Annotated in this window: 18 protein-coding genes; 8 read left to right on the top strand and 10 right to left on the bottom strand. The window is 70.6% G+C overall.

All coding sequences use genetic code 11. The features are described 5' to 3' along the window. Positions 1 to 398 precede the first annotated feature (398 nt). Entirely contained in the window at positions 399 to 3,416 is a 3,018-nt protein-coding gene (locus tag PSESU_RS11190) for a TonB-dependent receptor (RefSeq protein ID WP_041764124.1), read from the top strand. A gap of 120 nt (positions 3,417 to 3,536) precedes the next feature. Here PSESU_RS11190 and PSESU_RS11185 read toward each other — a convergent pair whose 3' ends face one another. After that, positions 3,537 to 4,259: an SIMPL domain-containing protein gene (locus PSESU_RS11185; protein WP_013535890.1), complete on the bottom strand. Its 723-nt coding sequence runs from the start codon at positions 4,257 to 4,259 to the stop codon at positions 3,537 to 3,539. 164 nt (positions 4,260 to 4,423) lie between these two features. Between PSESU_RS11185 and PSESU_RS11180 the strand changes: the two genes are divergently transcribed. The 3 genes from PSESU_RS11180 to PSESU_RS11170 all read left to right on the top strand — a co-directional run bounded on the left by PSESU_RS11180 (position 4,424) and on the right by PSESU_RS11170 (position 10,613). Then, entirely contained in the window at positions 4,424 to 5,020 is a 597-nt protein-coding gene (locus PSESU_RS11180; protein WP_013535889.1) for a Maf family protein, read from the top strand. A gap of 8 nt (positions 5,021 to 5,028) precedes the next feature. Continuing rightward, positions 5,029 to 6,516 (top strand): ribonuclease G, encoded by a 1,488-nt coding sequence (rng, locus tag PSESU_RS11175; RefSeq protein WP_013535888.1) that lies wholly within the window; start codon positions 5,029 to 5,031, stop codon positions 6,514 to 6,516. 107 nt (positions 6,517 to 6,623) lie between these two features. Then, the gene (locus PSESU_RS11170) at positions 6,624 to 10,613 is read left to right on the top strand and encodes a YhdP family protein (protein WP_041764886.1); all 3,990 of its coding nucleotides are present in this window, start codon (positions 6,624 to 6,626) and stop codon (positions 10,611 to 10,613) included. A gap of 43 nt (positions 10,614 to 10,656) precedes the next feature. Here the strand turns inward: PSESU_RS11170 and PSESU_RS11165 are convergent, their stop codons facing one another. Next, entirely contained in the window at positions 10,657 to 11,385 is a 729-nt protein-coding gene (locus PSESU_RS11165) for a DUF6065 family protein (RefSeq protein ID WP_013535886.1), read from the bottom strand. A 105-nt stretch (positions 11,386 to 11,490) separates the two neighbouring features. On the opposite strand from PSESU_RS11165, the gene tldD reads away from it, so the two are divergent. Next, on the top strand, positions 11,491 to 12,936 hold the full coding sequence (gene tldD, locus PSESU_RS11160; RefSeq protein WP_013535885.1) for a metalloprotease TldD: 1,446 nt from the start codon (positions 11,491 to 11,493) through the stop codon (positions 12,934 to 12,936). Positions 12,937 to 13,011: 75 nt separating this feature from the next. Here the strand turns inward: tldD and yjgA are convergent, their stop codons facing one another. Further along, positions 13,012 to 13,623: a ribosome biogenesis factor YjgA gene (gene yjgA / locus PSESU_RS11155; protein WP_013535884.1), complete on the bottom strand. Its 612-nt coding sequence runs from the start codon at positions 13,621 to 13,623 to the stop codon at positions 13,012 to 13,014. A gap of 131 nt (positions 13,624 to 13,754) precedes the next feature. Between yjgA and pmbA the strand changes: the two genes are divergently transcribed. Together pmbA and PSESU_RS11145 are read left to right on the top strand one after the other, a co-directional pair. Further along, the gene (gene pmbA, locus PSESU_RS11150) at positions 13,755 to 15,110 is read left to right on the top strand and encodes a metalloprotease PmbA (RefSeq protein ID WP_013535883.1); all 1,356 of its coding nucleotides are present in this window, start codon (positions 13,755 to 13,757) and stop codon (positions 15,108 to 15,110) included. Between the two features lie 79 nt (positions 15,111 to 15,189). Next, positions 15,190 to 15,600 (top strand): DUF4870 domain-containing protein, encoded by a 411-nt coding sequence (locus PSESU_RS11145; protein ID WP_013535882.1) that lies wholly within the window; start codon positions 15,190 to 15,192, stop codon positions 15,598 to 15,600. Between the two features lie 76 nt (positions 15,601 to 15,676). Here PSESU_RS11145 and PSESU_RS11140 read toward each other — a convergent pair whose 3' ends face one another. The 6 genes from PSESU_RS11140 to PSESU_RS11120 form a co-directional block, all read right to left on the bottom strand. Then, positions 15,677 to 16,552 (bottom strand): farnesyl diphosphate synthase, encoded by an 876-nt coding sequence (locus tag PSESU_RS11140; RefSeq protein ID WP_013535881.1) that lies wholly within the window; start codon positions 16,550 to 16,552, stop codon positions 15,677 to 15,679. Further along, complete coding sequence (locus tag PSESU_RS11135; RefSeq protein WP_013535880.1) at positions 16,542 to 16,799, bottom strand: exodeoxyribonuclease VII small subunit; 258 nt, start codon at positions 16,797 to 16,799, stop codon at positions 16,542 to 16,544. Before PSESU_RS11135 ends, PSESU_RS11140 begins: the two co-directional genes overlap by 11 nt. Positions 16,800 to 16,830: 31 nt before the next feature. Continuing rightward, complete coding sequence (tilS, locus tag PSESU_RS11130) at positions 16,831 to 18,162, bottom strand: tRNA lysidine(34) synthetase TilS (RefSeq protein WP_013535879.1); 1,332 nt, start codon at positions 18,160 to 18,162, stop codon at positions 16,831 to 16,833. A 24-nt stretch (positions 18,163 to 18,186) separates the two neighbouring features. After that, complete coding sequence (locus PSESU_RS16560) at positions 18,187 to 18,312, bottom strand: hypothetical protein (protein WP_267878627.1); 126 nt, start codon at positions 18,310 to 18,312, stop codon at positions 18,187 to 18,189. A gap of 120 nt (positions 18,313 to 18,432) precedes the next feature. Next, positions 18,433 to 19,392, bottom strand: a complete 960-nt coding sequence (locus PSESU_RS11125) for an acetyl-CoA carboxylase carboxyltransferase subunit alpha (RefSeq protein WP_013535878.1) — start codon at positions 19,390 to 19,392, stop codon at positions 18,433 to 18,435. A gap of 85 nt (positions 19,393 to 19,477) precedes the next feature. Then, positions 19,478 to 19,876: a RidA family protein gene (locus PSESU_RS11120; protein WP_013535877.1), complete on the bottom strand. Its 399-nt coding sequence runs from the start codon at positions 19,874 to 19,876 to the stop codon at positions 19,478 to 19,480. A gap of 136 nt (positions 19,877 to 20,012) precedes the next feature. Between PSESU_RS11120 and PSESU_RS11115 the strand changes: the two genes are divergently transcribed. Further along, positions 20,013 to 20,921, top strand: coding sequence for a LysR family transcriptional regulator (locus PSESU_RS11115; RefSeq protein ID WP_013535876.1), 909 nt, complete (start codon positions 20,013 to 20,015; stop codon positions 20,919 to 20,921). A 3-nt stretch (positions 20,922 to 20,924) separates the two neighbouring features. Here PSESU_RS11115 and dnaE read toward each other — a convergent pair whose 3' ends face one another. Further along, on the bottom strand, positions 20,925 to 24,500 hold the full coding sequence (gene dnaE, locus PSESU_RS11110) for a DNA polymerase III subunit alpha (RefSeq protein ID WP_013535875.1): 3,576 nt from the start codon (positions 24,498 to 24,500) through the stop codon (positions 20,925 to 20,927). Positions 24,501 to 24,532: the final 32 nt, after the last annotated feature.

The raw sequence follows: 24,532 nt of genomic DNA, 5'->3' as shown, positions 1-24,532 counted from the left end.
TCATCTGAAACTAATGAATAGGCGAGCCTGTTCATATCCGCGCACCTTTTGTGTGCAAAACCTGCAGGAAACCGGGGGTCATTTAGCGAGGAAATATTCAATTTTCTCCATGTCGCATCGCAGTACTGCTATTCACGTTATAGCTCTACCGTACGCATCCGACCGGAATTCAATAAAACCGGGCACTTGCACCTCTCTCAATGCATTAATTGTTTCAATTGAATCTGATCAGCAACCGATTCTGCTGAAAAGAAAGCCTCGTTATATTCGGGTTAACCCGGCGTTTCATTCATGTTCTGTCCACGTTTGTCTGCGCGCCGGGGCAAGCAATCCAGATCCACCCCTTCCACGAAACGAGAGAGGTTGGTGCTGTGACGGACAAGAAGAATTCCCTTGGCATGAAAGGCATCAAGCGCAGCGTCCTTACCGTGGCGCTGGGCATGTGCATCGCCGGCGCGGCCTGGGCGGCCGATCCCGGCGGCCTGCGTATCAGCATCAACGGCGCCGATGGCAGGCCCGTCGCGGGCGCCACGGTAAAGGTCAGCTCGCCGGACAGCCTGGTCAGCAAGACCGGCGTGACCGGCGAGGACGGTACGGTCCGCCTGCAGGGCCTGGACCCTGCCACCAACTACACGGTCGAGATCTCCGCGGCCGGCTACAACGACTACAGCGCATCCAACGTGGCGGTCGTTTCGGGCCGCAACCTGAGCCTGGGCTACAGCCTCGGCGGTGGGAGCAGCTCCAGCAGCGCCACCACCCTGGATGCCGTGGTCGTCACCGGCGCTTCGCTGGCCGCCATCGACACCACCTCCGCCACGGTTGGTTCGACCCTGACCCTGCAGATGGTGGAATCGCTGCCCACCGGCCGTAACTACCAGAGCTACCTGCAGCTGGTCCCCGGCGTGAAGCCGAGCCCGGGCGGCAACCCGTCCTCCAAGTCCGGCGTCAACTACAGCGACATCGGCGGCGCCGCGGGTACCTCCAGCGACAACGTCTACCTGATCGACGGCGTCGACGTCACCGACAGCAACACCGGTACCTTCGGTGCCAACTTCAACTCCGAGATCATCCAGGAGCAGCAGGTCATCACCGGCGGCGTGCCTGCCGAGTACGCGGGCGGTTCGGGCCTGATCTCCAAGGTCATCACCAAGTCCGGTAGCGACGAGTGGCACGGCTCGCTCAACTACTACCTGCAGAACGACAACCTGGTGAACAAGGACAAGCATGGCGAGTCCGCCGGCTTCTCCACCTACGACACCGCCTTCACCCTGGGCGGCCCGATCGTGAAGGAAAAGCTGTGGTTCTTCGCTTCCTACCAGAAGAAGTACCGCGAGGACGACGTGCTCGACCCGTCCACCGGCAGCGCCATGCGCACCGTTGACAACGACGCGCGCTACGCCTTCTTCAAGACCACCTGGCAGATCACCGAGAACGACCGCCTGGTCGCCACGTTCTTCAACGATCCAACCGAGATCAGCGGCTCGCGTACCGCGACCACCCTCAACAACCGCGACTTCGCCCAGAAGCAGGGCGGCGACAACTACAAGCTCGAATACACCCGCGACTGGGGCCCGGTACTGCTGAACGCCTATGGCTTCCGCCACGAAGGTGAGTTGAGCCAGATCCCGGCGTACCAGGACGTGTCGCTCAACAACGTCGCCTTCTTCAACTCGCCGGCCAGCCTGGCCGAGCGCAGCCAGGGCGGCGGCGGTACCGCGCTGATCACCGAGCGCAACCGCGACGAGTTCGGTGCGAGCCTGGAGTACTACCTGGATACCTCGTGGGGTACGCACACCATCAAGGGTGGCTTCTCCTACAGCGAGAACGAGTACTTCGAGGACTCGGTGATCACCGGCCCGGACCGTGCGCGCTACGCGTCGATCGCCGCGGCCAATGCCGGCGTCACCCTGGGCGAGTTCTTCGGGCCCGGCTGGTCCGGCACCCGTTCCATCTCCAGCAGCGACTACTCGCGCCTGATCAACGACACCGGCCGCCCTGGCGTGGGCGACTCCACCGCTGCCGACCGCGCGTACTTCCTGAGCGTCGTGGACCTCAACGGGGACGGCACGGTCTCGGTGGACGAGCTCAACGCCTACCAGTTCACCAGCACCGCGGGCAACCCGACCGGCCAGGTCAACAACTACCGCATCATGGAGGCCAGTGCCGCGCCGTTCTCGGTCTATACCAAGGGCAAGACCTTCTACCTGCAGGACACCTGGACCCTCAACCAGTGGACGGTCAATGCCGGTATCCGTGCCGAGGAATGGACCCACGAGAACTCCAAGGGCCAGCAATCGGCCAAGTTCGACTGGGAAATCGCCCCGCGCCTGAGCGTGGTGTATGACGTGTTCGGCGACGGCCGCTCCAAGGTGTTCGGGTTCTACGGGCGTTACTACGACCCGATCCGCACCAACATGGCCGACTTCGCCGGCAACCTGACCGGTCCGCTGCTGTATGAGCAGGTCTTCATCGGCGACCGCTGGCTGACCTTCCGCGTGCGCGGTGGCGAGCAGACCCCGGACGCCCTGTTCGCGCCTTCGACCAAGACCCCGTACACCGACGAGTTCATGCTGGGTGCCTCGCACACCATCGGCCAGGACATGAGCCTTTCGGTGACCTTCACCCGTCGCACCACCAAGGACATCCTGGAGGACTACGACCTGGCGCTGTACTCCGATCCGTCGGTCGAGCCAGGTGACCATGGCGTGGCCCACCCGGGTTCGATGTTCTACCTGCCGTACTCGTACTTCGGCTACAACGGCGCCCCGAACTCGAACTACGTGATCGGCACCCTGGCCGGCGGCAAGCGCGAGTACAACGGCCTGGAGATCACCCTGCAGAAGTTCAAGAGCGACAACTGGCAGGGCATGCTGTCGTACACCTACAACGACGCCCACGGCAACACGAACTCCGACTCCAACGCGGACTTCCAGGGCGACTGGCTGGCCATCGACCCGCGCGCTCCCAACATGTGGGGCCGCCAGCCGGGCAACATCGAGCACCAGTTCAAGGCCTTCGGCTCGTACGAGTTCAACTTCGGCCTGGAGCTGAGCGCGGTGTTCAACTGGAACAGCGGCATCATCTACAGCCGCTCGCAGCTGATCTCCAGCCGCTACCTGCCGATCATGGGCGAGGAGTACGAGTTCGACGGCATCTACGACACCTGGGTGCTGCCGAACAGCATCGGAGCGGAGACCGGTCCCTCGTACTACACGCTCGACATGCGCGCCAAGTACGTCAAGGAGCTGCCGGTCGGTGAGCTGGAGTTCTTCGTCGACGTGTTCAACGTACTCAACAAGCAGTCGCCCATCAGCCACATGGCCCTGGTCGACGGCAACGGCGTGTACGCCTTCGGCCAGCCCAACGACTGGGTCGAGCCGCGCCGTGCCTACCTGGGCGTGCGCTACTCGTTCTAAGCCGCAGTTTCAGCTTGCTGGAACAGGACCGGCGCCCTCGGGCGCCGGTCTTTTTTCTTGCCAATCGCTTGCCGCCGGCAGGCGCGGGCGCCCATGCGGGGGCGCCCGTCGCCCGGGCGCTTAACGACCCAGTTCGAACACCACGTCCAGCGAGACCGAGACGCTGCTCTCGCCCGCGGCTACCGGGGTGCTGTCGTAGGCCTCGGCCTTCATCATCGCCATCCGCGGCATCGGCGCCGGCATGCCCGCGCCGCCTTCGCCGATGCTGACGATCCGGCGCACGCGCAGGTCCAGGGCCTTGGCATAGGTCTCGGCACGGGCCTGGGCCAGCTTCAGCGCCTCCACCCGGGCCTGGTCGAACAGCGGCTCGGGCTTGTCGATGCCGAAGCTGGGGCCGTTGATCTGGTTGGCGCCGCTGGCCACCAGCGCGTCCAGGACCTTGCCCATCCTGGCCACGTCGCGCAGCTTGACGTTGACCGTATTGCTGGCCTGGTAGCCGGTGATCTGCGGCGCCTGGTTCTCGACGTAGCGGTACTGCGGGTGCAGGTTCACCCCGCTGGTCTGGATGTCGCGCTCGGCCACCCCGGCCGACTTCAGCGCGGCCAGCACCCGGTTCATCTGCCCGGCGTTCTCGCGCATGGCGGCGTTGCCGTCGGCGGCCTGGGTGACCACGCCGGCGGAAATGGTGGCGATGTCCGGGGCCTGGCTGGCCTCGGCCTGGGCCTGGACCGAGAGCAGGGTGGAGTCGGCGGCGATCGGCGGGACCACGCCCTGGGCCGAGGCGGGGGTGGCCATGGCGAAGGCCAGCGGGAGCGAAAGCATCGAGGCGAACAGGCTGCGCATTGCGGTGGATCTCCTGGGGAACGGGGGCCGTGGCCCGGCGCGTGAAGATGGGCGGCAGGGTCCGGTTGTACGCATGAACGCGCCGTGAGCCGTCCCGGGGTTCGAGGCCCAGGGGTGACCAATGGACACGGTTCAGCCAGCAGGCGCGGGTTATCCTTGCCGCCATGCTCTATCTGGCTTCCAAGTCCCCGCGGCGGGCCGAACTGCTCGACCGCCTGGGCATTGCTTACCGCCTGCTCGACGTCGACGTTCCCGAGATCCGCGCCCCCGGCGAGGCCGCGGCCGATTACGTGCTGCGCGTGGCCCGCGACAAGGCCGCCGCCGGCTGGGCCCAGGTCGCCGGCGAGACTGGGGCGCGGGTGCTGGGTGCCGATACCGAAGTGGTGCTGGATGGGGATGTGTTCGGTAAGCCGGCCGACGCCGCCGACGCGGCGGCCATGCTGCGGCGCCTGTCCGGGCGCACCCACCAGGTGCTGTCGGCGGTGGTGGTCCACGACGCCGGCGGCGTGCGCGAGGTGGTATCGACCACCCAGGTGCGCTTCGCGCCGCTGGACGAGGCCGCCATCGCCGCCTATGTCGCCACCGGCGAGCCCATGGGCAAGGCCGGGGCCTATGGCATCCAGGGACGCGCCGAGGCCTTCGTCGAGCACCTGGCTGGCAGTTATTCCGGGGTGATGGGCCTGCCCCTGCACGAGACCTCGCGGCTGCTGGCCGGCGGGCACCAAACAATGTCCGGCCACCGCGCCGCGATCGCTGGATAAGGGAACGCATGTCAGAGGAGATCCTGGTCAACGTCACCCCGCGCGAGACCCGCGTGGCCGTGGTCGAGAACGGCATGCTGCAGGAGCTGCACATCGAGCGTGGCTGGCGCCGCGGCGTGGTGGGCAACATCTACAAGGGCCGGGTGCAGCGGGTGATGCCGGGCATGCAGGCGGCCTTCGTCGAGGTCGGGCTGGAGCGCGCCGCGTTCCTGCACGCCAACGACGTGGTGCGTCCGGCGCCGGTGGATGCCGGCATGTCCGACGACGCCCCGCCGCAGCCGCTGTCCTCGGCCTCGATCGTTGAGCTGCTGCGCGACGGCCAGGAAATCGTGGTCCAGGTGGTCAAGGACCCGATCGGCACCAAGGGCGCACGCCTGACCACCCAGATCAGCATCCCCAGCCGCTACCTGGTGCTGCTGCCGCAGTCGCGCACCGTGGGCGTGTCGGCGCGGATCGAGGACGAGGCCGAGCGCCAGCGCCTGAAGACCATCGTCTCCGACCTGGCCGCCAGCCACGGCGGTCATGGCTACATCATCCGCACCAATGCCGAAGGCCAGCCGGCCGAGGCCCTGGCCGAGGACATCGCCTACCTGTCGCGGGTATGGAACGTGGTCGAGCGTCGCGGCCGCGAGGCCCCGGCCGGAACGATCATCTACGAGGACCTGAGCCTGCCGCTGCGCTCGGTGCGCGACCTGATCCGCAAGGACGTGGAGAAGGTGCGGGTCGACTCGCGCGACACCTACGACCGGCTGCAGGCCTTCGTCGCCAAGTACATGCCGGTGCTGGCCGAGAAGCTGGAGCTGTATTCCGGCGACCGCCCGATCTTCGACCTGTACGGGGTCGAGGACGAGATCGGCCGTGCCCTGGACAAGCAGGTGCCGTTGAAGTCCGGCGGCTACCTGGTCATCGACCAGACCGAGGCGATGACCACCATCGACGTCAACACCGGCTCGTTCCTGGGCCAGCGCAACCTCGAGGAGACGGTGTACCGCACCAACCTGGAGGCCGCGCAGGCGGTGGCCCGCCAGCTGCGCCTGCGCAACCTGGGCGGGATCATCATCATCGACTTCATCGACATGACCGATCCGGAGCACCGCCGCCAGGTGCTGCGCACGCTGGAGAAGTCGCTGGCGCGCGACCACGCCAAGACCACGGTGTACGACTTCTCGCCGCTCGGCCTCGTCGAGATGACCCGCAAGCGCACGGTCGAGAGCCTGGAGCGGCAGCTGTCGGAGACCTGCCCGCAGTGCGGCGGGCGCGGCTCGGTGAAGACCGCCGAGACCGTGACCTACGAGATCTTCCGCGAGATCACTCGCGCCGTGCGCCAGTTCGAGGCCGCGCGCCTGCTGGTGATCGCCTCGCCCAAGGTGGTGGCGCGGATCACCGAGGAGGAGTCGGCCGCGGTGGCCGAGCTGGAGGAGTTCCTCGGCAAGAGCATCCGCTTCCAGGCGGACGAGCAGTACCTGCAGGAGCAGTTCGATGTGGTCCTGCTCTGAGGCGGGGCCACAGGGACGAACGGGGCCAGGACGGCGCGCGGCATGGGAACGGCTTCCGCGCCTTGGATGCCCTCGCGCGCGCGCAGTCCATTGATGCGCCGCCGCTGATGACCGTGCCGCTGCGCCACCGCCTGCGCCATGCCCGCCGCTGGGCCGGGTACTCCGTTGCCGTGGCGCTGATCGCGGTGGCCCTGGTGGTGGGCGCGGCCAGCCAGCTGCTGCCGCTGGCCGAGCGCCATCCGGACCGGGTGGCTGCCCTGCTCAGCGAGAAGGCCGGGCGCCCGGTGGCGTTCGACCAGGTGCGCACCCGCTGGACCCGGCGCGGCCCGCTGCTGCAATTGGACGGCCTGCGCATCGGGGGTGGCCCCGGCGCTGATGGCGGCGGCGTCCAGGTCGGCCAGGCCGAAGTGCTGGTCTCGCTCTACGCCGGCCTGCTGCCGGGCCGTTCCTTCACCGAGCTGCGCCTGCGCGGACCGGCGCTGACCCTGCGTCGCGAGGATGACGGCCGCTGGGCGATCCGCGGCCTGCCACTGGCCGACGACGCGCCGCAGGCCGATCCATTGCAGCACCTGGAAGGCCTGGGCGAGCTGCAGGTGATCGGCGGCCGCCTCGACATCGACGCGCCCCAGATCGGCCTGCAGGCGCGCATCCCGCGCATCGACCTGCGCCTGCGGGTGGACCAGTCGCAGGTGCGTGCCGGTGCCCGCGGCTGGATCGATGCCGATGGCCAGCCGCTGTCGCTGGCGCTTGATTTCGACCGCAGCCGCGGCGACGGCCGCGTCTACGTGGACCTGGACGCGGCCAGCCTTTCCGCCTGGGCACCGCTGCTGGAGCCGACCGGGATCACCCCGCAGGGCGGCAGTGGCCGGATCCAGGCCTGGGCCGAGCTGCGTGGCCGCCGCGTGGTATTGGCCACCACCCGCTTCGAGCTGCGTGGCCTGGACCTGGCCGGCGCGCCGCTGGAAGGCCGCGGGCGGCCACGCCAGCAGCTGCCCGGCCTGTCCGGCCACGTCATCTGGCGCCTGGTCGCCGGGGGCTGGCGCCTGGACGCACCGCGCCTGCAGCTGCAGTCTCCCGGTTCCAGCCAGACCCTCGACGGCCTGCTGCTGGCCGCCGGCGAGCAGTACGCATTCCGGATCGACGACATGGAACTGTCGCCGCTGCTGGCCCTTGCGGCCTTGTCCGACCGGTTGCCGGCCGCGCACCGCGCCTGGCTGCTGGACGCCGCCCCGCATGCGCGCCTGACCGGCATCGAGCTGGCCGGCCAGCGCGGTGGCCCGCTGCGCCTGCAGGGCCGGCTGGAAGGCGTGGGCTTCGCACCGGTCAATGGCGCCCCGGGCCTGGAAGGCCTGGCCGGCGCGTTCGAGGGCGATGGCGAGGGCGTGCACCTGGCGCTGGACCCGGGCACCCCACTGCGGGTGGACTGGCCCGGCGGCTTCGGCGTGGCCCACGACGTGCGTCTGGATGGCCATGTGCTGGCCTGGCGCGAGGGCGCCGGCTGGCAGGTCGGCACCCCGGACCTGGCCATCCGCGCCAGCGACTACGGCGCACGCGTGCGTGGCGGCATGCATTTCCAGGGCGATGGCACCCGGCCGTGGATGGACGTGGCCGCCGAGCTGGACGATGCCGCGGTGCCGGCCGCCAAGAAGTTCTGGCTGCGCCAGTCGATGCCGCCGGCGGCGGTGCAGTGGCTGGACATGGCCCTGGAGGACGGCGTGGTGCGCGATGGCCGCGCGCTGGTCGCTGGTGACCTCGACGACTGGCCGTTCGTGCACGACAACGGGCTGTTCGATGCGCGCGGCCGGATCGAGGACGGGCGCTTCCGCTTCCAGGCCGAATGGCCGGCGCTGGAATCCACCCGCGCCGACGTGGCCTTCGTCGGAAACGGCTTCCAGGTGCGTGGCAGCGGCGAGCTGGCCGGGGTCCCGGTCGAGCGTTTCGAGGCCGGGATCGCCGACTACGGCGACGCCCCGCTGCTGGTACGCGCCACCGCCCGCGGCGACGCCGGCAGCTTCGTCGAACTGCTGCGCAACAGTCCGCTGTACGAGGACCAGGCCGAGACCCTGGACAACCTGCAGGCCAGCGGCCCGGCGCGCGCGGACTTCGCGCTCAACCTGCCGCTCAGCGACGGCCAGCCAGGACGCGTGTCGGGCAACGTCGACCTCGGCGGCGTGCGCCTGGTCGAGAAGCGCTGGGACCTGGCCTTCGACGCGGTGCGCGGCGGGGTCCGCTACGACGGCAACGGCTTCAGCGCAGCCGACCTGGCCGTGTCCTGGGATGGCCAGCCGGGGCGCCTGTCGCTGCGCGCCGGGCGCGGCCACGTGCAGGACCCGGCGCAGGTGTTCGAGGCCGCGCTGGACGCGCCGATGGACGCCTCGCGCCTGATGGCGCGCGCGCCCGAGCTGGACTGGATGCGTCCCTACGTCAATGGCCGCTCGCAGTGGACCCTGGGCCTGGCCGTGCCCGCCAGCGTCCCCGCCGGCAGCCCCGCGGCGCGGCTGCAGCTGGATACCGACCTGGCCGGCACCGCCCTGGATTTCCCCGCGCCGCTGGCCAAGCCGGCCGCCGGCGTGCTGCCGACGAAGGTGCAGCTGGGCCTGCCGTTCGGCAGCGGCCCGATCGACGTCGGCTTCGGCGAGCGCCTGGCCCTGCGCGCACGGCAGCAGAACGGCGCCACTGGCGTGCAGGTCACCCTGGGCAGCGGCACCGTGGCCGGCGAGCCGCCTGCCAGCGGCATGGTGATCGGCGGCCGCACCGGCGAGCTGGACGCGCTGGAGTGGATCGGCCTGGCCCGTGGCGGCGGCGATGGCGACCTGCCGCTGCGCCGGGTCGACGTGCTGGCCGAGCGCCTGCACCTGCTCGGCGGGCAGTTCCCGCAGGCGCGGCTGCAGCTGCGCCCGGTACACGGCGCGCTGGCGGTCGAGGTCGACGGTCCCGGCCTGGCCGGCACCCTGCAGGTGCCCGATGCCAAGGGCGCGGCGGTGGAAGGCCACTTCACCCGCCTGCACTGGCAGCCCGAACCGCGCGCCGAGGGCGCGGCCAGCCCGGCGCCGACCGCGCGCCCGGAAGTTGCGGCCACCGTGGCGCCCGCCACCACGGTCGGAAACGAGGTCGCATCGCAGCCGGCCACGGGGATGGCCGCGACCACCGACCTGCCCGCGCCACCTGCGCCGCAGACCGTCGAGAGCTTCGACCCCGCCGCGATCCCGCCGCTGTCGCTGGATATCGACGACCTGCGCTTCCGCGGCGCGAAGCTGGGCACCGCGCGCCTGCGCACGCGTCCCAGCGACGATGGCCTGCTGCTGGAAAGCCTGCAGCTGCGTTCGGACTGGCAGCAGGCCGACGTCACCGGCGAGTGGAGCGGCCGCGGCGACCAGGCCCGCACCCGCCTGGACATGGACGTGCGCAGCGAGGACATGGGCCGCCTGGTCTCCGCCCTGGGCTATGCCGACTTCCTCGCCCGTGGCGAGGGCACCATCCACCTGCAGGCCGCCTGGCCCGGCTCGCCGGCGGGTTTCCAGCTCGGTGCGCTGGAAGGCAGCCTGCGGATCGACGCGCGCAACGGGCAGCTGCTGGAAGTCGAGCCCGGCGCCGGCCGCGTGCTCGGCCTGCTGAGCGTGGCCCAGCTGCCGCGGCGCCTGATGCTCGACTTCCGCGATTTCTTCTCCCGCGGCCTGGCTTTCAACCGGCTCGCAGGCCAGGTGCAGGTGGGGCAGGGCATCGCCGGCACCCCGGACATGCTGATCGACGGCCCGGCGGCGGAGATCCGCATCCGCGGCCGCACCGACCTGGTCGCCCAGCAGTTCGACCAGACCATCGACGTCCAGCCCAAGTCCGGCAACCTGCTGGCCGTGGTCGGCGCGGTCGCCGGCGGCCCGGTGGGCGCGGCGGTGGGCGCGGCCGCCAACGCGGTGCTGGCTCGTCCGCTGGGCGGGATCGCCGCGCGCACCTACCACGTCAGTGGTCCGTGGAAGGAGCCGAAGGTGGAGGTGGTCGAGCGCGAGACCGTACCGGCGGTGCAGCCCGCGACGACCGAGCCCGCACCGGCGCGCCAGCACCGCGCGCCGGACGCCACGGAGCCGCAGGCCGCGCGCTGAGCGCGGCAGCGATCGCGCGCTCCCGCTCCCGGGTGCCGGGCGACTACCCGCCGCGGTTGAACATTGGCAGCCGCAGCTTGGTGCGGTGGCGCGGGGCGGGGCAGCCGCCGGTATCCACCCCGCGGAAGTAGCTGCGCTGCCACTGTTCGCGTGCGGCCTGAGAGGCCGGGTCGTGCAAGGTGCGCAGGAAGTGCTCGCGGCTTTCGGTCCAGCGCAGGTATTCGGCCTCCAGCTCCGGCGTCTCCGACAGCGGCTTCCAGCAGGCCTCGACCTGGTCCAGCAGGGTGGCCTGCAGCGGCAACAGATGGGCGAACGGCTCGCCGGCCTCGAAGCGCACCGTGCACGGACGGGTGAAACGCCAGTTCATGGTGAAGGCGTAGGGGCTCCAGTCGGTCTCGACCAGGCCGGTGAGCCCGGCGATGCCGTCCTTCGGCCGGTTGACCGGCCCGCCGACCAGCAGCTCGACCCGTGGGTCGGTGCGGAACAGGCAGGGGATATGGAAGGTCAGCACGCCATGGCCGAAATGGCTGACCGCCGGCGCCCGGGTGCCCGGGTCGGCGACGATGGCCAGGTCATCCAGCCCGTCGCCGCCATTCCAGCTGGCGCTGAAGCCGCTCTGGCACAGCAGTTCCCAGCCCAGGGCGTTGGCCATGTCCAGCGGCAGGCAGCGGTAGGCGTAGCGTTGGGCGGTGGCGTCCATCCAGTCGCGCTCCAGCGGCGCGGGGCGGATGTCCAGGGTGTGGCCGTCGAGCACGTGGGCGGTCAGTTTCATCGGTGATGGATGTGGTCTGCGGCCGTGCATCGGCCTTGCATGGGCTTGCTGTCATCATAGGCGGCCCGGCTTGCCTTGCCCGGCGGCCGACCCCATCCAGTGAAAATGACCGACACCTCCCTCAGCCTCGCCCAGTCCCGCCTGCTCCAGCCCGGCGGGCTGGATCCTGCCGCCCTAGACCATGCATTCGGCACCCTGCTGGGACCGGGCATCGATTTCGGCGACCTGTACTTCCAGCACAGCCGCCGCGAGAGCTGGTCGGTGGAGGACGGCATCGTCAAGGACGGCGCCCACTCGATCGAGCAGGGCGTGGGCGTGCGCGCGATCTCCGGGGAGAAGACCGGCTTCGCCTATTCGGACGACATCAACGCCGAGGCCCTGCGCCTGGCCGCCGGTTCGGCCCGGGCGATCGCCCGCGACGGCCGCGCCCATGCGCCGCGCCAGCTGGTGCGCAGCGGCGGCCACGACCTGTATCCGGCGGTCGATCCGGTCGACGGCATGCGCAACGAGGACAAGGTCGAGCTGCTGCGCTCGCTGGACCGGCTGCTGCGCGCCGCCGACCCGCGCGTGCAGCAGGTCAGCGCCAGCCTCTCGGCCGGCGTGGACACGGTGCTGGTGGCGCGCAGCGACGGCGTGCTGGCCGCCGACGTGCGCCCGCTGGTGCGGCTCAACGTGCAGGTGATCGTCGAGCACAACGGCCGCCGCGAGTCCGGCTATGCCGGCGGTGGCGGACGCTATTCGTACGAGGAACTGTTCTCCGGCGGCCGCCCCGAGCGGCTGGCGCGCGAGGCCCTGCGCCAGGCGCTGGTGAACCTGGACGCGATCGACGCGCCCGCCGGCACCATGCCGGTGGTGCTCGGCGCCGGCTGGCCGGGCGTGCTGCTGCACGAGGCGGTCGGCCACGGCCTGGAAGGCGACTTCAACCGCAAGGGCACCTCGACCTACGCCGGCCGCATCGGCCAGCGCGTGGCCGCCCCGGGCGTGACCATCGTCGACGACGGCACCCTGGCCGGCCGCCGCGGCTCGCTCAACATCGACGACGAGGGCGAGCCGACCCGCTGCACCACCCTGATCGAGGACGGCGTGCTGGTCGGCTACATGCAGGACTCGCTCAACGCGCGGCTGATGGGCATGGCCCCGACCGGCAACGGCCGCCGCGAGTCGTTCGCGCACCTGGTGATGCCGCGCATGACCAACACCTACATGCTCGCCGGCCAGCACGACCCGCAGGAGATGATCGCCTCGGTGAAGAAGGGCCTGTACGCGGTCAACTTCGGCGGCGGCCAGGTGGACATCACCAGCGGCAAGTACGTGTTCTCCGCGACCGAGGCCTACCTGATCGAGGACGGGAAAATCACCGCCCCGGTGAAGGGCGCGACCCTGATCGGCAACGGCCCGGAAACCATGCAGAAGGTGCGCATGGTCGGCCACGACCTGGCCCTGGACGAGGGCGTGGGCATCTGCGGCAAGGACGGCCAGAGCGTGCCGGTTGGCGTCGGCCAGCCCTCGCTGCTGATCGATGGGCTGACCGTGGGCGGCACGCGTGCCTGAGGCGGTGAAGCCGGAGGGCGCGGCGTGAGCCTCGCCCTGCCAGCAGGGCCGCGGAGCATGCGCGGCCCGCGGAACTCAGTCCTCGTCGGACCCGAAGTCCTCGCCGGCGTCGAAGTCGAACTCCGCGTCGGCGGCGCCGGCATCGGCCGGCGTGCCGGCGGCAGCGGCGCCACCGGCCAGCAGCGCCCTCAGTTCGCGGAACAGCTCGCGGAAGGCGCGCGGCGGCTTGTTGCGCTTGCGCTCCTCCAGGGTGCTGCGCACCAGCTGGCGCAGGTGCTGGCGGTCCGCATGCGGATGCTCGTCCAGCAGCTGGCCCAGGGCGGCATCGCCTTCCTCGAGCAGGCGCTCGCGCCAGGTCTCCACCCGGTGCATCAGCGCCACCTCGCGGCGCGCGGCCACGCCGTCCTCGTCCAGCGCGTCGCGGATCGCGTCCAGCGCGGATTCGTCCTGGCGCCGCATCTGCTTGGCCAGGAAGGCCAGCTGGCGCTTGCGGGCGACGTGGGCGGTGATCTTCCGGGTCTGCTCCAGGTGCGGCAGCAGGTCCTCCGGGATCGGCAGCTTCGACAGCTGGGTCGGGGTCAGGCTGGCCAGCTTCTCCGCCAGTTCCAGCACGCCCAGCGCCTGGCGGCGCTGCTCGCTGCGGCTGGGGGAAAGGAATTCGCCGGTTTCTTCGTCGCGTCCGCGCATGGGGTGGGAACTCGTTCTGATGGGCGCGATTCTACCCGCATGGCCATGAACTGCCGCGCCGCCCATGCGCGCGCGGCCCGCGTCCGGCGTCGCCGGGCGCTTCCACGTATCGATTTGCACAGGACCAACAAGTGAACGACATCGCGCGCAACGACGACAGCCAGCAGCGGCTGGATCGCCTCGCCGAGCTTTCCCAGCGCCTGCTGGCCCGCGCCCGCGCGCTGGGCGCGACCCAGGCCGAGGTCAGCTGCAGCGAGGAGCGCGGACTCAACGTGTCCGTGCGCATGGGCGAGGTGGAGACGGTGGAGTCGTCCAACGACCGCGGCATCGCCGTGACCGTCTACTTCGGCCAGCGCAAGGGCAGCGCCAGCACCGCCGACCTGCACGAATCCAGCCTCGAGGCCACGGTCGAGCAGGCCTGCGCCATCGCCCGCTACACCGAGGACGACGAGGCCGCCGGCCTGGCCGACGCGGAGCTGATGGCGCGCGAGTTCCCGGACCTGGACACCTGGCACCCCTGGCGCCTGGATGCCGACGAGGCGGTGGAGCTGGCCCTGGCCTGCGAAGCCGCCGGACGTGAGGCCGATCCGCGGGTTGCCAACTCCGATGGCGCCTCCTTCGGCAGCGGCGAGAGCCTGTCGGTGTACGCCAACAGCCACGGGTTCATCGGCCGCGAGCGCGAGACCCAGCACTCGCTGGGCCTGGCCCTGATCGCCGGCCATGGCGAGCAGATGCAGCGCGACGGCTGGTACAGCATCGGCCTGGCCCGCGAGGACCTGGAAACGCCGGTGGCCATCGGCCGCCGCGCCGCCGAGCGCGCGGTCTCGCGCCTGCAGCCGCGGACCGTGGCCACCGGTGAGTACCCGGTGCTGTTCTCGGCCGAGGTCGCGCGTTCGCTGCTGGGCCACCTGCTGGGCGCGGTCTCCGGCGGTGCGCTGTACCGCAAGGCCAGCTTCCTGCTGGACAGCGTCGGCACCCGCCTGTTCCCGGAGTGGCTGTCGATCAACGAGCGCCCGCTGCTGCTGCACGGCCTGCGTTCGTCGGCCTTCGACGCCGACGGCGTGGCCACCCGCGACAACCCGCTGGTGGTCGACGGCGTGCTCCACCGCTACGTCCTCGGCAGCTATTCGGCGCGCAAGCTGGGCCTGCAGACCACGGCCAATGCCGGTGGCGTGCACAACCTCCAGGTCAGCGCCAACGCCGGCAGCCTGGCGGAGATGGCGCGCGGCATGGGCCGCGGCCTGCTGGTGACCGAGCTCATGGGACAGGGCGTCAACGGGGTGACGGGCGACTACTCGCGCGGCGCCGCCGGCTTCTGGATCGAGGATGGCCAGGTCGCCTTCCCGGTCGACGAGCTGACCATCGCCGGCAACCTGCGCACGATGTTCGCCGCGATCGAGGCCGTGGGCAGCGAGGTCGACCCGCGCTCGCACATCCGCACCGGTCCGATCCTGGTCGGGCGGATGACCGTGGCGGGTGGTGAATGACGTATGCTTCGGCGTGACGGCCGGGTGAATGCTTAAACCGGGGCCGCAGGACCTGACACATCGAAGAGGGGATTCGAGGATGAGCGATTTCGAGAACTACACCGCACCGCCGGCCGCGCCGGTGGGCGTTGCTTCCCAGGAAGAGAAGCAGTGGGGCATGTTCGGCCACCTGTCCGCGTTCACCGGTCTGGTCACCGGCGGCATCGGCAACATCGTCGGCCCGCTGGTCATCTGGCTGGTCAAGAAGGACACCATGCCCTTCGCCGCCGACCAGGCCAAGGAAGCGCTGAACTTCAACATCACCCTGGCCCTGGTCGGCGTGGCGCTGGCGATCCTGACCTTCATCACCTTCGGCCTCGGCGCGATCCTGACCATCCCGGTCGGGCTGCTGCTGTTCCTGGCCTGGCTGGTGCTGACCATCATGGCCGCGATCAAGGCCAACGAGGGCGTCGCCTACCGTTATCCCTTCACCCTGCGCCTGGTGAAGTAGGCACGACGCAACAGGTGGATACGCAAAGGGCCCGGCAATGACCGGGTCCTTTGCTTTCCGGCGCATCGCGCTGGCGTCAGTGGTCGCGGCGTACCGCCAGCTCGCCCAGCGCCTGCAGCAGGCTGCAGTCGCCGTCGATCTCCTCCAGCGCCGCGCGCATTTCCGCCGCCAGCTGTCCGAGCTTGGCGCGGGCACCGTCCACGCCAAGCAGCGCGGGGTAGGTGGACTTGGCCTGGGCCACGTCCTTGCCCGCGGTCTTGCCCAGCGCTTCGGAGCTGGCCTCGATGTCGAGCAGGTCGTCGCGCACCTGGAAGGCCAGGCCCAGCGCGTCGGCATAGCGGTCCAGCTGCCGCAGCCGCGCCTCGTCGGCGCCGGCACCCAGCGCGCCCATGCGCACCGCGGCGCGGATCAGGGCGCCGGTCTTGAGCGAGTGCATGCGCTGCAGCGCTTCCAGCGGCAGCTGGCTGCCGGTGGCGTCGATGTCCAAGGCCTGGCCGCCGCACATGCCGCCGGCGCCGGAGGCGCGCGCCAGCGACTGCATCCAGCCTGCACGCAGTTCCGCCGGGGCTGCAGCATCGGCCAGGGCCTCGAAGGCCAGGGTCTGAAGTGCGTCTCCGGCGAGGATCGCGGTGGCCTCGTCGAAGGCCACGTGCACGGTGGGACGGCCGCGGCGCATGTCGTCGTCGTCCATCGCCGGCAGGTCGTCGTGCACCAGCGAGTAGGCGTGGACCAGCTCGACCGCGGCGGCCGGCAGGTCCAGGCTGGCTTCGTCGGCGCCCAGCGCGGTGCCGGCGGCGTAGACCAGCAGCGGACGCATGCGCTTGCCGCCGCCGAGGGTGGCGTGGCGCATGGCCGCGTGCAGGCGCCGCGGTTCGGCGGTGTCGGCGGGGAGCAGGCGGTCGAGGGTGGCTTCGGTGCGCGCGGCCCAGCGCGTGAACACCTCAGGCGCCATCGTCGGCGCCAAAGGGCTGGGCGTCACCGGGACGTTCGGGATCGGAGAGCAGGCGCACCCGCAGCTCGGCCTGCTCCAGCGCGCCCTGGCAGCGGCGGTACAGGCCGACGCCGCGCTCGTAGGCGGCCAGCGAATCCTCAAGGCTCATTTCGCCCTGTTCCATCTTCTCGACCAGCTGCTCCAGTTCGTCCAGCGACTGCTCGAACTGGGCGACGGGAGAGGCTTCGAGGGCATCGTTCTTCGGCATGCGGCAAGTGTGCGCGGTGGGGCGGGGAGGGTCAACGCGGATCGCCCGGTGCCAGCCAGCGCAGGGTCAGGCCACGGGCGCCAAGCCAGTCTTGCAGTGTGGCCGACAAGGCCACGTCAGCGGCAGCCAGCACCTCGCCGCCGGCATCGACCAGCAAGGGAAGGTGCGCGCGCCGCCAGGGCGGCACCGCGCGTTCCTGCAGGACATGCTTGAGCGCGTGCGAGTGGCTGCGGCCGGGTAGGCGGATGCGCTCGCCACCCTGGCGCGCCCGCACCTGCAGCGGCGCATCGAATGCGGTCGCCGCTGGCTGGTCCTTCGCATCGGCATCGACAAAGCAAAGGCTGCCGCCGCCGGGAAGTTCCAGCGGCGCGTGCCCGTCCCAGGTCGCGCTCCAGTCCGCCGGCAGCGGCGGGCGCTCCTGGTCGGCATGCAGCAGCCCGCGCCAGCGGAGCACGCGCGCGCCGGACCAGGCGAAGCAGGCCTCTGCGTCGGGACGCGCCTGCAGCAGCTCGTGCTCGATCCGGTCGATCCCGCGGGCCGGCAGCGGCGGCAGTCCAAGCTTGCGGACCCACAGCCGCAGCAGGCGTGCACGCCGCGCCGGCGTCAGCGACAGCAGCAGCTCCACCGGCAGGGTGTGTCCGTGTTCGCCCGCGTGCTGGTGGAGCAGGGCTTCCTCGTCCTCCTGCAACAGGGCATCGGCCTCGGCGCTCAGCCCTGCGCTGCGAGCCAGGGCCGCGGCCGCGTGCGGCCAGCGCCGCTGCAGCAGGGGCAGCACTTCCAGTCGCAGGAAGTTGCGGTCGGCATCGGCCAGGGCATTGCTGGGGTCGTCGACCCAGGCCAGGCCATGGGCGCGGGCATGGTCCTCCAGCACGGCGCGCGACAGGCCAAGCAGTGGCCTCCAGTGCCAGCCCCCGCCGAAGCGGCGCAGCGGCCGCATCGCGCCCAGCCCTTCCGGGCCGGAGGCGCGCAGCGCACGCAGCAGGAAGGTCTCGGCCTGGTCGTCCAGGTGGTGGGCGGTCACCAGCACCTCGCCCGGGCCCAGCGTGGAGAGCAGGGCGGCATAGCGCGCCTCGCGCGCGGCACCTTCCAGGCCCAGGCCGGCATCGGCCGGCACCTGCACCTCGATCACCTGCAGCGGCACGCCCCAGGCCGCGGCCTGGCGGAGGCAGTGGGCGGCCCAGTCGCCGGCATCGGCATGCAGGCCGTGGTGCACGTGCACCGCGCGCAGGCCGCGGGCGCGGATGGCAGGCTCAGCGGCCAGTGCGTGCAGCAGCGCGCTCGAATCCAGCCCACCGCTGAAACCCACGACCAGGGCGCCGGTCGCGGGTAATGCATCGAAGGGAAGCGGCAGGCTGGATGCCATGCCGCAATGGTAGCCGTCGCCGCCTCAGCGCACCTGGCGCAGGATCATCACGATCGCGAAGATCCAGCGCACAGTGATGAACCAGGCCAGCATCCAGCCGGGAAGGGACGAGCGGCGGTGCGGCGCGAGCCGGTTGATCGACAGTGTCACCAGCAGCGGCACCTGGACCGGGCCGGTTGGCAGGGCCAGGCCGGAAGTGCAGGCATGCCGGCTCGCCCCGGTGACAAGTCCTGCGCGACGGCATGGCCGCCGCCGCGCAGGGCGCTCGTCTTACGCGGCCTCGTAGGCGCCGTAGCCGTGCAGGCGCTTGTAGCGGCGCTGCACCAGCTGCTCGACCGGCAGCTGCTCCAGGGCGTCGAGCTCGTTGAGCAGGACCGCCTTGAGCCGGCGCGCCATCTGCCGCGGGTTGCGGTGGGCACCGCCGGTGGGCTCGCGCACGACCTTGTCGACCAGGCCCAGCTCCTTGAGCCGGCGCGCGGTCAGGCCCAGCTGCTCGGCCGCGTCCTTGGCCTTGCCCGCGTCCTTCCACAGGATCGAGGCGCAGCCTTCGGGCGAGATCACCGAGTAGGTGCTGTACTCGAGCATGATCGTGGCGTCGCCCACGCCGATGGCCAGGGCGCCGCCGGAGCCGCCTTCGCCGATCACGCTGCAGATGATCGGCACCTTCAGCTCGGCCATCTCCAGCAGGTTGCGGGCGATGGCCTCGGACTGGCCGCGCTCCTCGGCATCGATGCCCGGCCAGGCGCCCGGGGTGTCGATGAAGGTCAGGATCGGCAGGCTGAAGCGCTCGGCCATCTTCATCAGGCGCAGGGCCTTGCGGTAGCCCTCGGGCTTGGGCATGCCGAAGTTGCGGCGCACCTTCTCGCGGGTGTCGCGCCCCTTCTGGTGGCCGATGACCATGACCGGACGGCCGTCGATGCGGGCCAGGCCGCCGACGATCGCCTTGTCGTCGGCGAAGGCGCGGTCGCCGGCCAGCTCCTGGAACTCGTCGCAGATGATCTGCACATAATCCAGCGTATAGGGGCGCTGCGGGTGGCGCGACATCTGCGAGACCTGCCACGGGGTCAGGTCGCGGAAGATCTGCGCGGTGCGGACCCGGAGCTTGTCCTGCAGCGTCTTGACCTCGGTGTCGACGTTGACCGCCGGGCCGGTGCTGGCGTTGCGCAACTCCTGGATCTTGGCCTCCAGGTCCGCGATGGGCTGCTCGAAATCGAGGTAGTTCGGATTCATCCGTTGTCCGGCATGCCGGGTAGTACAGGAAGGCGGGGAGTGTAGCCGAACACACGTGATTGGACCGGACCGTACGGTATGGGGCTCAGGCCGCCTGTGGCATCCGCGCCACCGCCTTGATCTCGAAACGGAAGCCGTACAGCCACTCCACGCCGATGCCGGTGAGGGCCGGATAGGGCGGCCCGCCCCAGTACTCGGCGGCGACCTGCCAGGCACGCTCGAAGTCGCGCTCGGCGTCGACCATGAACACGGTCACGTCGACCACGTCCTCGAAGCTGCAGCCGGCCGCGGCCAGCACCCCCTCCAGGTTGGCGAAGGCGCGTCGCACCTGCCGTTCCAGGTCCGGCTCCGGCGAGCCGTCCTCGCGGCTGCCCACCTGCCCGGACACGAACAGCAGGTCGCCGGCGCGTACCGCCGCCGAGTAGCGGTTGCGTGTGTACAGGTCCTGCCGTCCTTCGGGGAATACCGCCACGCGGGTTGCCATCGCCGTTGCTCCATCGGTGGCCGTCCGGGATGGATGGCCCGCGGTCACTGTAGGAAGCCGGCCCCGGCGGATATACCGCCCAGCCCTGGCCAGACTGTTTGTAAAATCCAAACAATCCACGCCATCTGACGGACCCATGGACCGTTTCGACGCGATGCAGGCCTTCGTCCGGGTTGCCGAAACCGGCAGCTTCACCCGCGCGGCGACCGACCTGGGCCTGGCCCGGGCCACCGTGACCCAGCTGGTGCAGCAGCTGGAGGCACGGCTGCGGGTACGGCTGCTGGACCGCACCACCCGGCGGGTGACCCTGACCGCCGACGGCAGCGCCTTCCTCGAGCGCGCGCTGCGCCTGCTCGCCGACCTGGACGACGCCGAGACCGGACTGCCGGGCCAGGCCGCCGCCGCCCGCGGGCGCCTGCGGGTGGACATGCCGAGCCCGCTGGCGCGGCTGGTGGTGGTGCCGGCGCTGCCGGCGTTCCACGCGCGCCATCCGGAGATAGAGCTGGTGCTGGGTGCCAGCGACCGCGTGGTGGACCTGATGGGCGCCAATGTCGACTGCGTGGTCCGTGGTGGCGAACTGGCCGACGGCTCGCTGGTGGCACGCCGCCTGGCGCGGCTGGCGCTGGGCGTGTACGCCGCTCCGGCCTATCTGGAAAGGCATGGCACCCCGGCGCATCCGGGCGAGCTGGAAGGCGCCGCGCACCGTAGCGTGGGCTTCCTGTGGGCCAGCAGCGGCCGCCCGCTGCAGCCGGTCCTGCGCCGCGGCACCGAGCAGGTGCAGGTGCGCGCCCGGCCGCGGCTGGCCGTGGACGACGGGAATGCCTACCAGGCCGCGGTCCTGGCCGGGCTGGGCGTGGCCTGGATGCCGCGCTACATGGCCGACGCGCACGTGGCGCGCGGCGAGCTGGTGGAGCTGTTCGCGGACTGGCGGCTGGCGCCGATGCCGCTGTCGCTTGCCTGGCGTCCGCGACCGCAGGTCGGGGCGCGCCTGCGTGCCTTCATCGACTGGATGGTGGAACTGATGGCGCCGTACGACGCCGGCTGAGGCTCAGTTGACCCAGGGCCGGCCGATGGCCAGCTTGACCCCGCGCACGATCGGCAGGCCGCGCAGCGCGTCCAGCAGCGGCGGCGCCACCCGCACCGAGTTGCTGCCGTTGAGGTCGAGCACGCCGGTGGCGCTCTCGCCCTTGCGGCCGACCTGCACGTGCAGGCGCAGCGGGGTGGGGCCGGGACGGTGGCGGGCGAGCACGTCCTCGATCCGGTTCCAGGCCTGCGGGTCGCGCAGGTCCAGGCGCAGGGCCAGGCGCTGCGCGTGGTTGGCACACAGCTGCTCGAAGTCCCAGGCCTGCTTCAGGCGCAGGCTCCAGCCACCGTTGAACTCGTCCTCGCGCAGGCCGCCCTGCACGACCAGCACGCGGTCGCGCACCAGCAGGCTGGACATCTCCGCGGCGGCCTCTGCGAACACGCCGCACTCGAGGCGGCCGCGGCCGTCCTCCAGCTGCACGAACACCTGGCTGTCGCCCTTGCGGCGAAGGCCCACGACCAGGCCGGCGACCACCACCTGGACCTCGGGACGCCAGCTGCGCTTCTCGTTGGCACCGCTGGTGCCGGCGGCCCACAGCTTCTCCAGGTCGCCCAGGTCGCTGCCGACCAGCCCGCGCACGTCCTCGCGGTAGGGGTCGAACGGATGGCCGCTGAGGTAGTGGCCAAGGGTTTCGCGCTCGCCGTCCAGCACCTGGCGCAGCGGCCATTCGGCGCACTCCGGCAGGTCCAGCTGCATCGACGGGCCGGCATCGGCCGAGGGCATGCCGAACAGCGAGGTCTGGCCGGCGGCCGCTTCCTTGGCCATCTGGTCGGTGGCCTTGAGCACTTCCGGCAGCTGCAGCATCAGGGTGGCGCGGTTGCGGCCCAGCGCGTCCAGCGCACCCGCATTCACCATCGCTTCCAGTGCGCGGCGGTTGAGCTTGGTCGAGTCCACCCGGCGGCAGAAATCGAGCAGGTCGCGGTAGTCGCCGCCCGCTTCGCGCTCGGCGACGATGGCCTCGCACAGGCCGCGGCCCACGCCCTTGATCGCGCCCAGGCCGTAGCGGATGGTGTCGGCGGTCACCGCCTCGAACATGTACGGCGAGTCGTTGACCGTCGGCGGCAGGATGGCCAGGCCGAGGTTGCGCGCCTCGACCAGGAAGCCCACCACCTTGTCGGTGTTGTCCATGTCCGAGGACATGGTGGCGGCCATGAACTCGGCCGGGTAATGGCGCTTGAGCCAGGCGGTCTGGTAGGAGACGAGCGCGTAGGCGGCGGCGTGCGACTTGTTGAAGCCGTAGCCGGCGAACTTCTCCATCAGGTCGAAGATCTCGTCGGCCTTCTTCTCGTCGACGCCGCCCCTGGCCGCACCCTCGCGGAACATCTCGCGGTGCTTGGCCATCTCCGCCGGGATCTTCTTGCCCATCGCGCGGCGCAGCAGGTCGGCGCCGCCCAGCGAGTAGCCGCCGACGATCTGCGCCATCTGCATGACCTGCTCCTGGTACACCATGATTCCGTAGGTGTCGGCCAGGATGGCCTCGGTGCGCGGGTCGGGGTAGACGATCTCCTGCTGGCCGTGCTTTCGCGCGTTGAAGTCCGGGATCAGGTCCATCGGGCCCGGGCGGTACAGCGACACCAGGGCGATCAGGTCCTCGAAGCGGTCCGGGCGCGCGTCCTTCAGCAGGCGGCGCATGCCCGAGGATTCGAACTGGAACACCGCGCCGGTGTTGCCGCTGGCGAAGATGTCCTTGTAGGTGGCCGCGTCGTCCAGCGGCAGCGCGGCGATGTCCAGCGGCGGGATGCCGGCGCGCTCGTGGCGGCGGTTGATGGCCTTCACCGCCCAGTCGATGATCGTCAGCGTGCGCAGGCCCAGGAAGTCGAACTTCACCAGGCCGACTTCCTCCACGTCGTTCTTGTCGAACTGGGTGACCGGATTGCGGCCGAGGCCGTCGTGGTCGTGTTCGGCGAACAGCGGGCAGAAGGTGTGCAGCGGGGTCGGCGCGATCACCACGCCGCCGGCGTGCTTGCCGGCGTTGCGGGTCAGGTCCTCGAGCTGGCGCGCCAGGTCGATCAGGTCGCGGACGTCGTCCTCGCTGCCGTAGCGCTGGATCAGCTCGGCCGAGGCCATCTCGCTGTCCTTGCCTTCGCCCATCGCGTCCTTGAGCGTGATGCCCAGGATGTTGGGGACCAGCTTGGCGACGCCGTCGACGAAGCCGTACGGGAAGCCCAGCACGCGGCCGGTGTCGCGCACCACCGCCTTCGCCGCCATGGTGCCGTAGGTGATGATCTGGCTGACCCGCTCGCGCCCGTACTTGCGGGCGACGTAGTCGATCACCTCGTCGCGCCGGTCCATGCAGAAGTCGATGTCGAAGTCGGGCATCGACACGCGTTCCGGGTTGAGGAAGCGCTCGAACAGCAGGTTGTAGGGCAGCGGATCGAGGTCGGTGATCTTCAGCGCCCAGGCCACCAGCGAGCCGGCGCCCGAACCACGGCCCGGGCCGATCGGGATGCCCTGGTTCTTGCCCCACTGGATGAAGTCGGCAACGATCAGGAAGTAGCCCGGGAACCCCATCTTGATGATGGTGTCCAGCTCGAAGTCCAGCCGCGCGAAGTAGTCCTCGCGGGTCTTGCCCGGGGCCAGCGGGTTCTTCGCCAGGCGCTCCTCGATGCCGGCGTAGGATTCCTTGCGGATCCAGCTGTCCAGGGTCTCGTCCGACGGCACCGGATAGTCCGGCAGCGCGTACTTGCCCAGGGTCAGCTCGAGGTTGCAGCGCCGCGCCAGCTCCACCGTGTTGCTGATCGCGTCGGGAATGTCGGCGAACAGCGCCGCCATCTCCTCCGGCGACTTCAGGTACTGCTCGGGGCTGTAGTCGCGCGGGCGCTTGGGATCGTCCAGCACCCGGCCGGAGGCAATGCACACGCGCGCCTCGTGCGCGTCGAAGCCGGCACGGTCGAGGAAGCGCACGTCGTTGGACGCCACCACCGGGATGCCGCGCTCGGCCGCCGCGTGCAGGGCGAAGCTGTTGAACGCCTCCTCGCCGTCGCGTCTAGTGCGGGTCAGCTCCAGGCAAAGGTTGCCGTCGAAGTCGCGCTGCCAGTCGGCCAGGTGTTGCTGGGCCAGGTCGTGGCGGTTCTCCGAGGCCAGGCGCCCGGCCAGGCTCTCGCGGCCGGCCAGCAGGATCAGGCCGCTGCCGCACTCGCGCACCCATTCCGGGCGCACGGCCACGCCGCCTTCCTGGCGGTGGCCTTCCATCCAGGCGCGGGTCAGCAGGCGGGAAAGATTGAGATAGCCACCATGGTCGCGCACCAGCGCGGTCATCCGCCACGGCGCCTCGCCCGGGCTGCTGGCGATCATCAGGTCCGCGCCGGCCACCGGCTTGATGCCGACCGCCTCGCAGGCCTTGTAGAACTTGATAAGGGCGAACAGGTTGTTGAGGTCGGTGACCGCCAGGGCGGGCAGCCCCAGTTCCACCGCACGGCTCAGCAGGTTCGGCCGCTTGGCCTTGGCCGGGTCCGCCTGGTCCGGTTTCTCGGGCACGCGGATGATCGAGTCCGCAAGCGAGTACTCGGTGTGGACGTGGAGGTGGACGAAGCCGGACATGCGGCGGTCAGGGTACCGGGGGGCAGGGGGGG

Source organism: Pseudoxanthomonas suwonensis 11-1 (genome assembly GCF_000185965.1).
GTDB lineage: Bacteria > Pseudomonadota > Gammaproteobacteria > Xanthomonadales > Xanthomonadaceae > Pseudoxanthomonas > Pseudoxanthomonas suwonensis_A.
Note: the sequence above shows the minus strand (reverse complement) of the source record. Positions and strands in the feature narration are given on the sequence as shown.

What these genes read in the sequence shown, in the direction of transcription:
- PSESU_RS11170 (WP_041764886.1), top strand. Translation starts at nt 6,624, where the DNA reads ATGACCGTGCCGCTGCGCCACCGCCTGCGCCATGCCCGCCGCTGGGCC.
- PSESU_RS11145 (WP_013535882.1), top strand. Translation starts at nt 15,190, where the DNA reads ATGAGCGATTTCGAGAACTACACCGCACCGCCGGCCGCGCCGGTGGGC.
- dnaE (WP_013535875.1), bottom strand. Translation starts at nt 24,500, where the DNA reads ATGTCCGGCTTCGTCCACCTCCACGTCCACACCGAGTACTCGCTTGCG.
- rng (WP_013535888.1), top strand. Translation starts at nt 5,029, where the DNA reads ATGTCAGAGGAGATCCTGGTCAACGTCACCCCGCGCGAGACCCGCGTG.
- PSESU_RS11190 (WP_041764124.1), top strand. Translation starts at nt 399, where the DNA reads ATGAAAGGCATCAAGCGCAGCGTCCTTACCGTGGCGCTGGGCATGTGC.
- PSESU_RS11125 (WP_013535878.1), bottom strand. Translation starts at nt 19,392, where the DNA reads ATGAATCCGAACTACCTCGATTTCGAGCAGCCCATCGCGGACCTGGAG.
- PSESU_RS11115 (WP_013535876.1), top strand. Translation starts at nt 20,013, where the DNA reads ATGGACCGTTTCGACGCGATGCAGGCCTTCGTCCGGGTTGCCGAAACC.
- yjgA (WP_013535884.1), bottom strand. Translation starts at nt 13,623, where the DNA reads ATGCGCGGACGCGACGAAGAAACCGGCGAATTCCTTTCCCCCAGCCGC.
- PSESU_RS11120 (WP_013535877.1), bottom strand. Translation starts at nt 19,876, where the DNA reads ATGGCAACCCGCGTGGCGGTATTCCCCGAAGGACGGCAGGACCTGTAC.
- PSESU_RS11185 (WP_013535890.1), bottom strand. Translation starts at nt 4,259, where the DNA reads ATGCGCAGCCTGTTCGCCTCGATGCTTTCGCTCCCGCTGGCCTTCGCC.
- PSESU_RS11165 (WP_013535886.1), bottom strand. Translation starts at nt 11,385, where the DNA reads ATGAAACTGACCGCCCACGTGCTCGACGGCCACACCCTGGACATCCGC.
- PSESU_RS11180 (WP_013535889.1), top strand. Translation starts at nt 4,424, where the DNA reads ATGCTCTATCTGGCTTCCAAGTCCCCGCGGCGGGCCGAACTGCTCGAC.
- tldD (WP_013535885.1), top strand. Translation starts at nt 11,491, where the DNA reads ATGACCGACACCTCCCTCAGCCTCGCCCAGTCCCGCCTGCTCCAGCCC.
- tilS (WP_013535879.1), bottom strand. Translation starts at nt 18,162, where the DNA reads ATGGCATCCAGCCTGCCGCTTCCCTTCGATGCATTACCCGCGACCGGC.
- PSESU_RS11140 (WP_013535881.1), bottom strand. Translation starts at nt 16,552, where the DNA reads ATGGCGCCTGAGGTGTTCACGCGCTGGGCCGCGCGCACCGAAGCCACC.
- PSESU_RS11135 (WP_013535880.1), bottom strand. Translation starts at nt 16,799, where the DNA reads ATGCCGAAGAACGATGCCCTCGAAGCCTCTCCCGTCGCCCAGTTCGAG.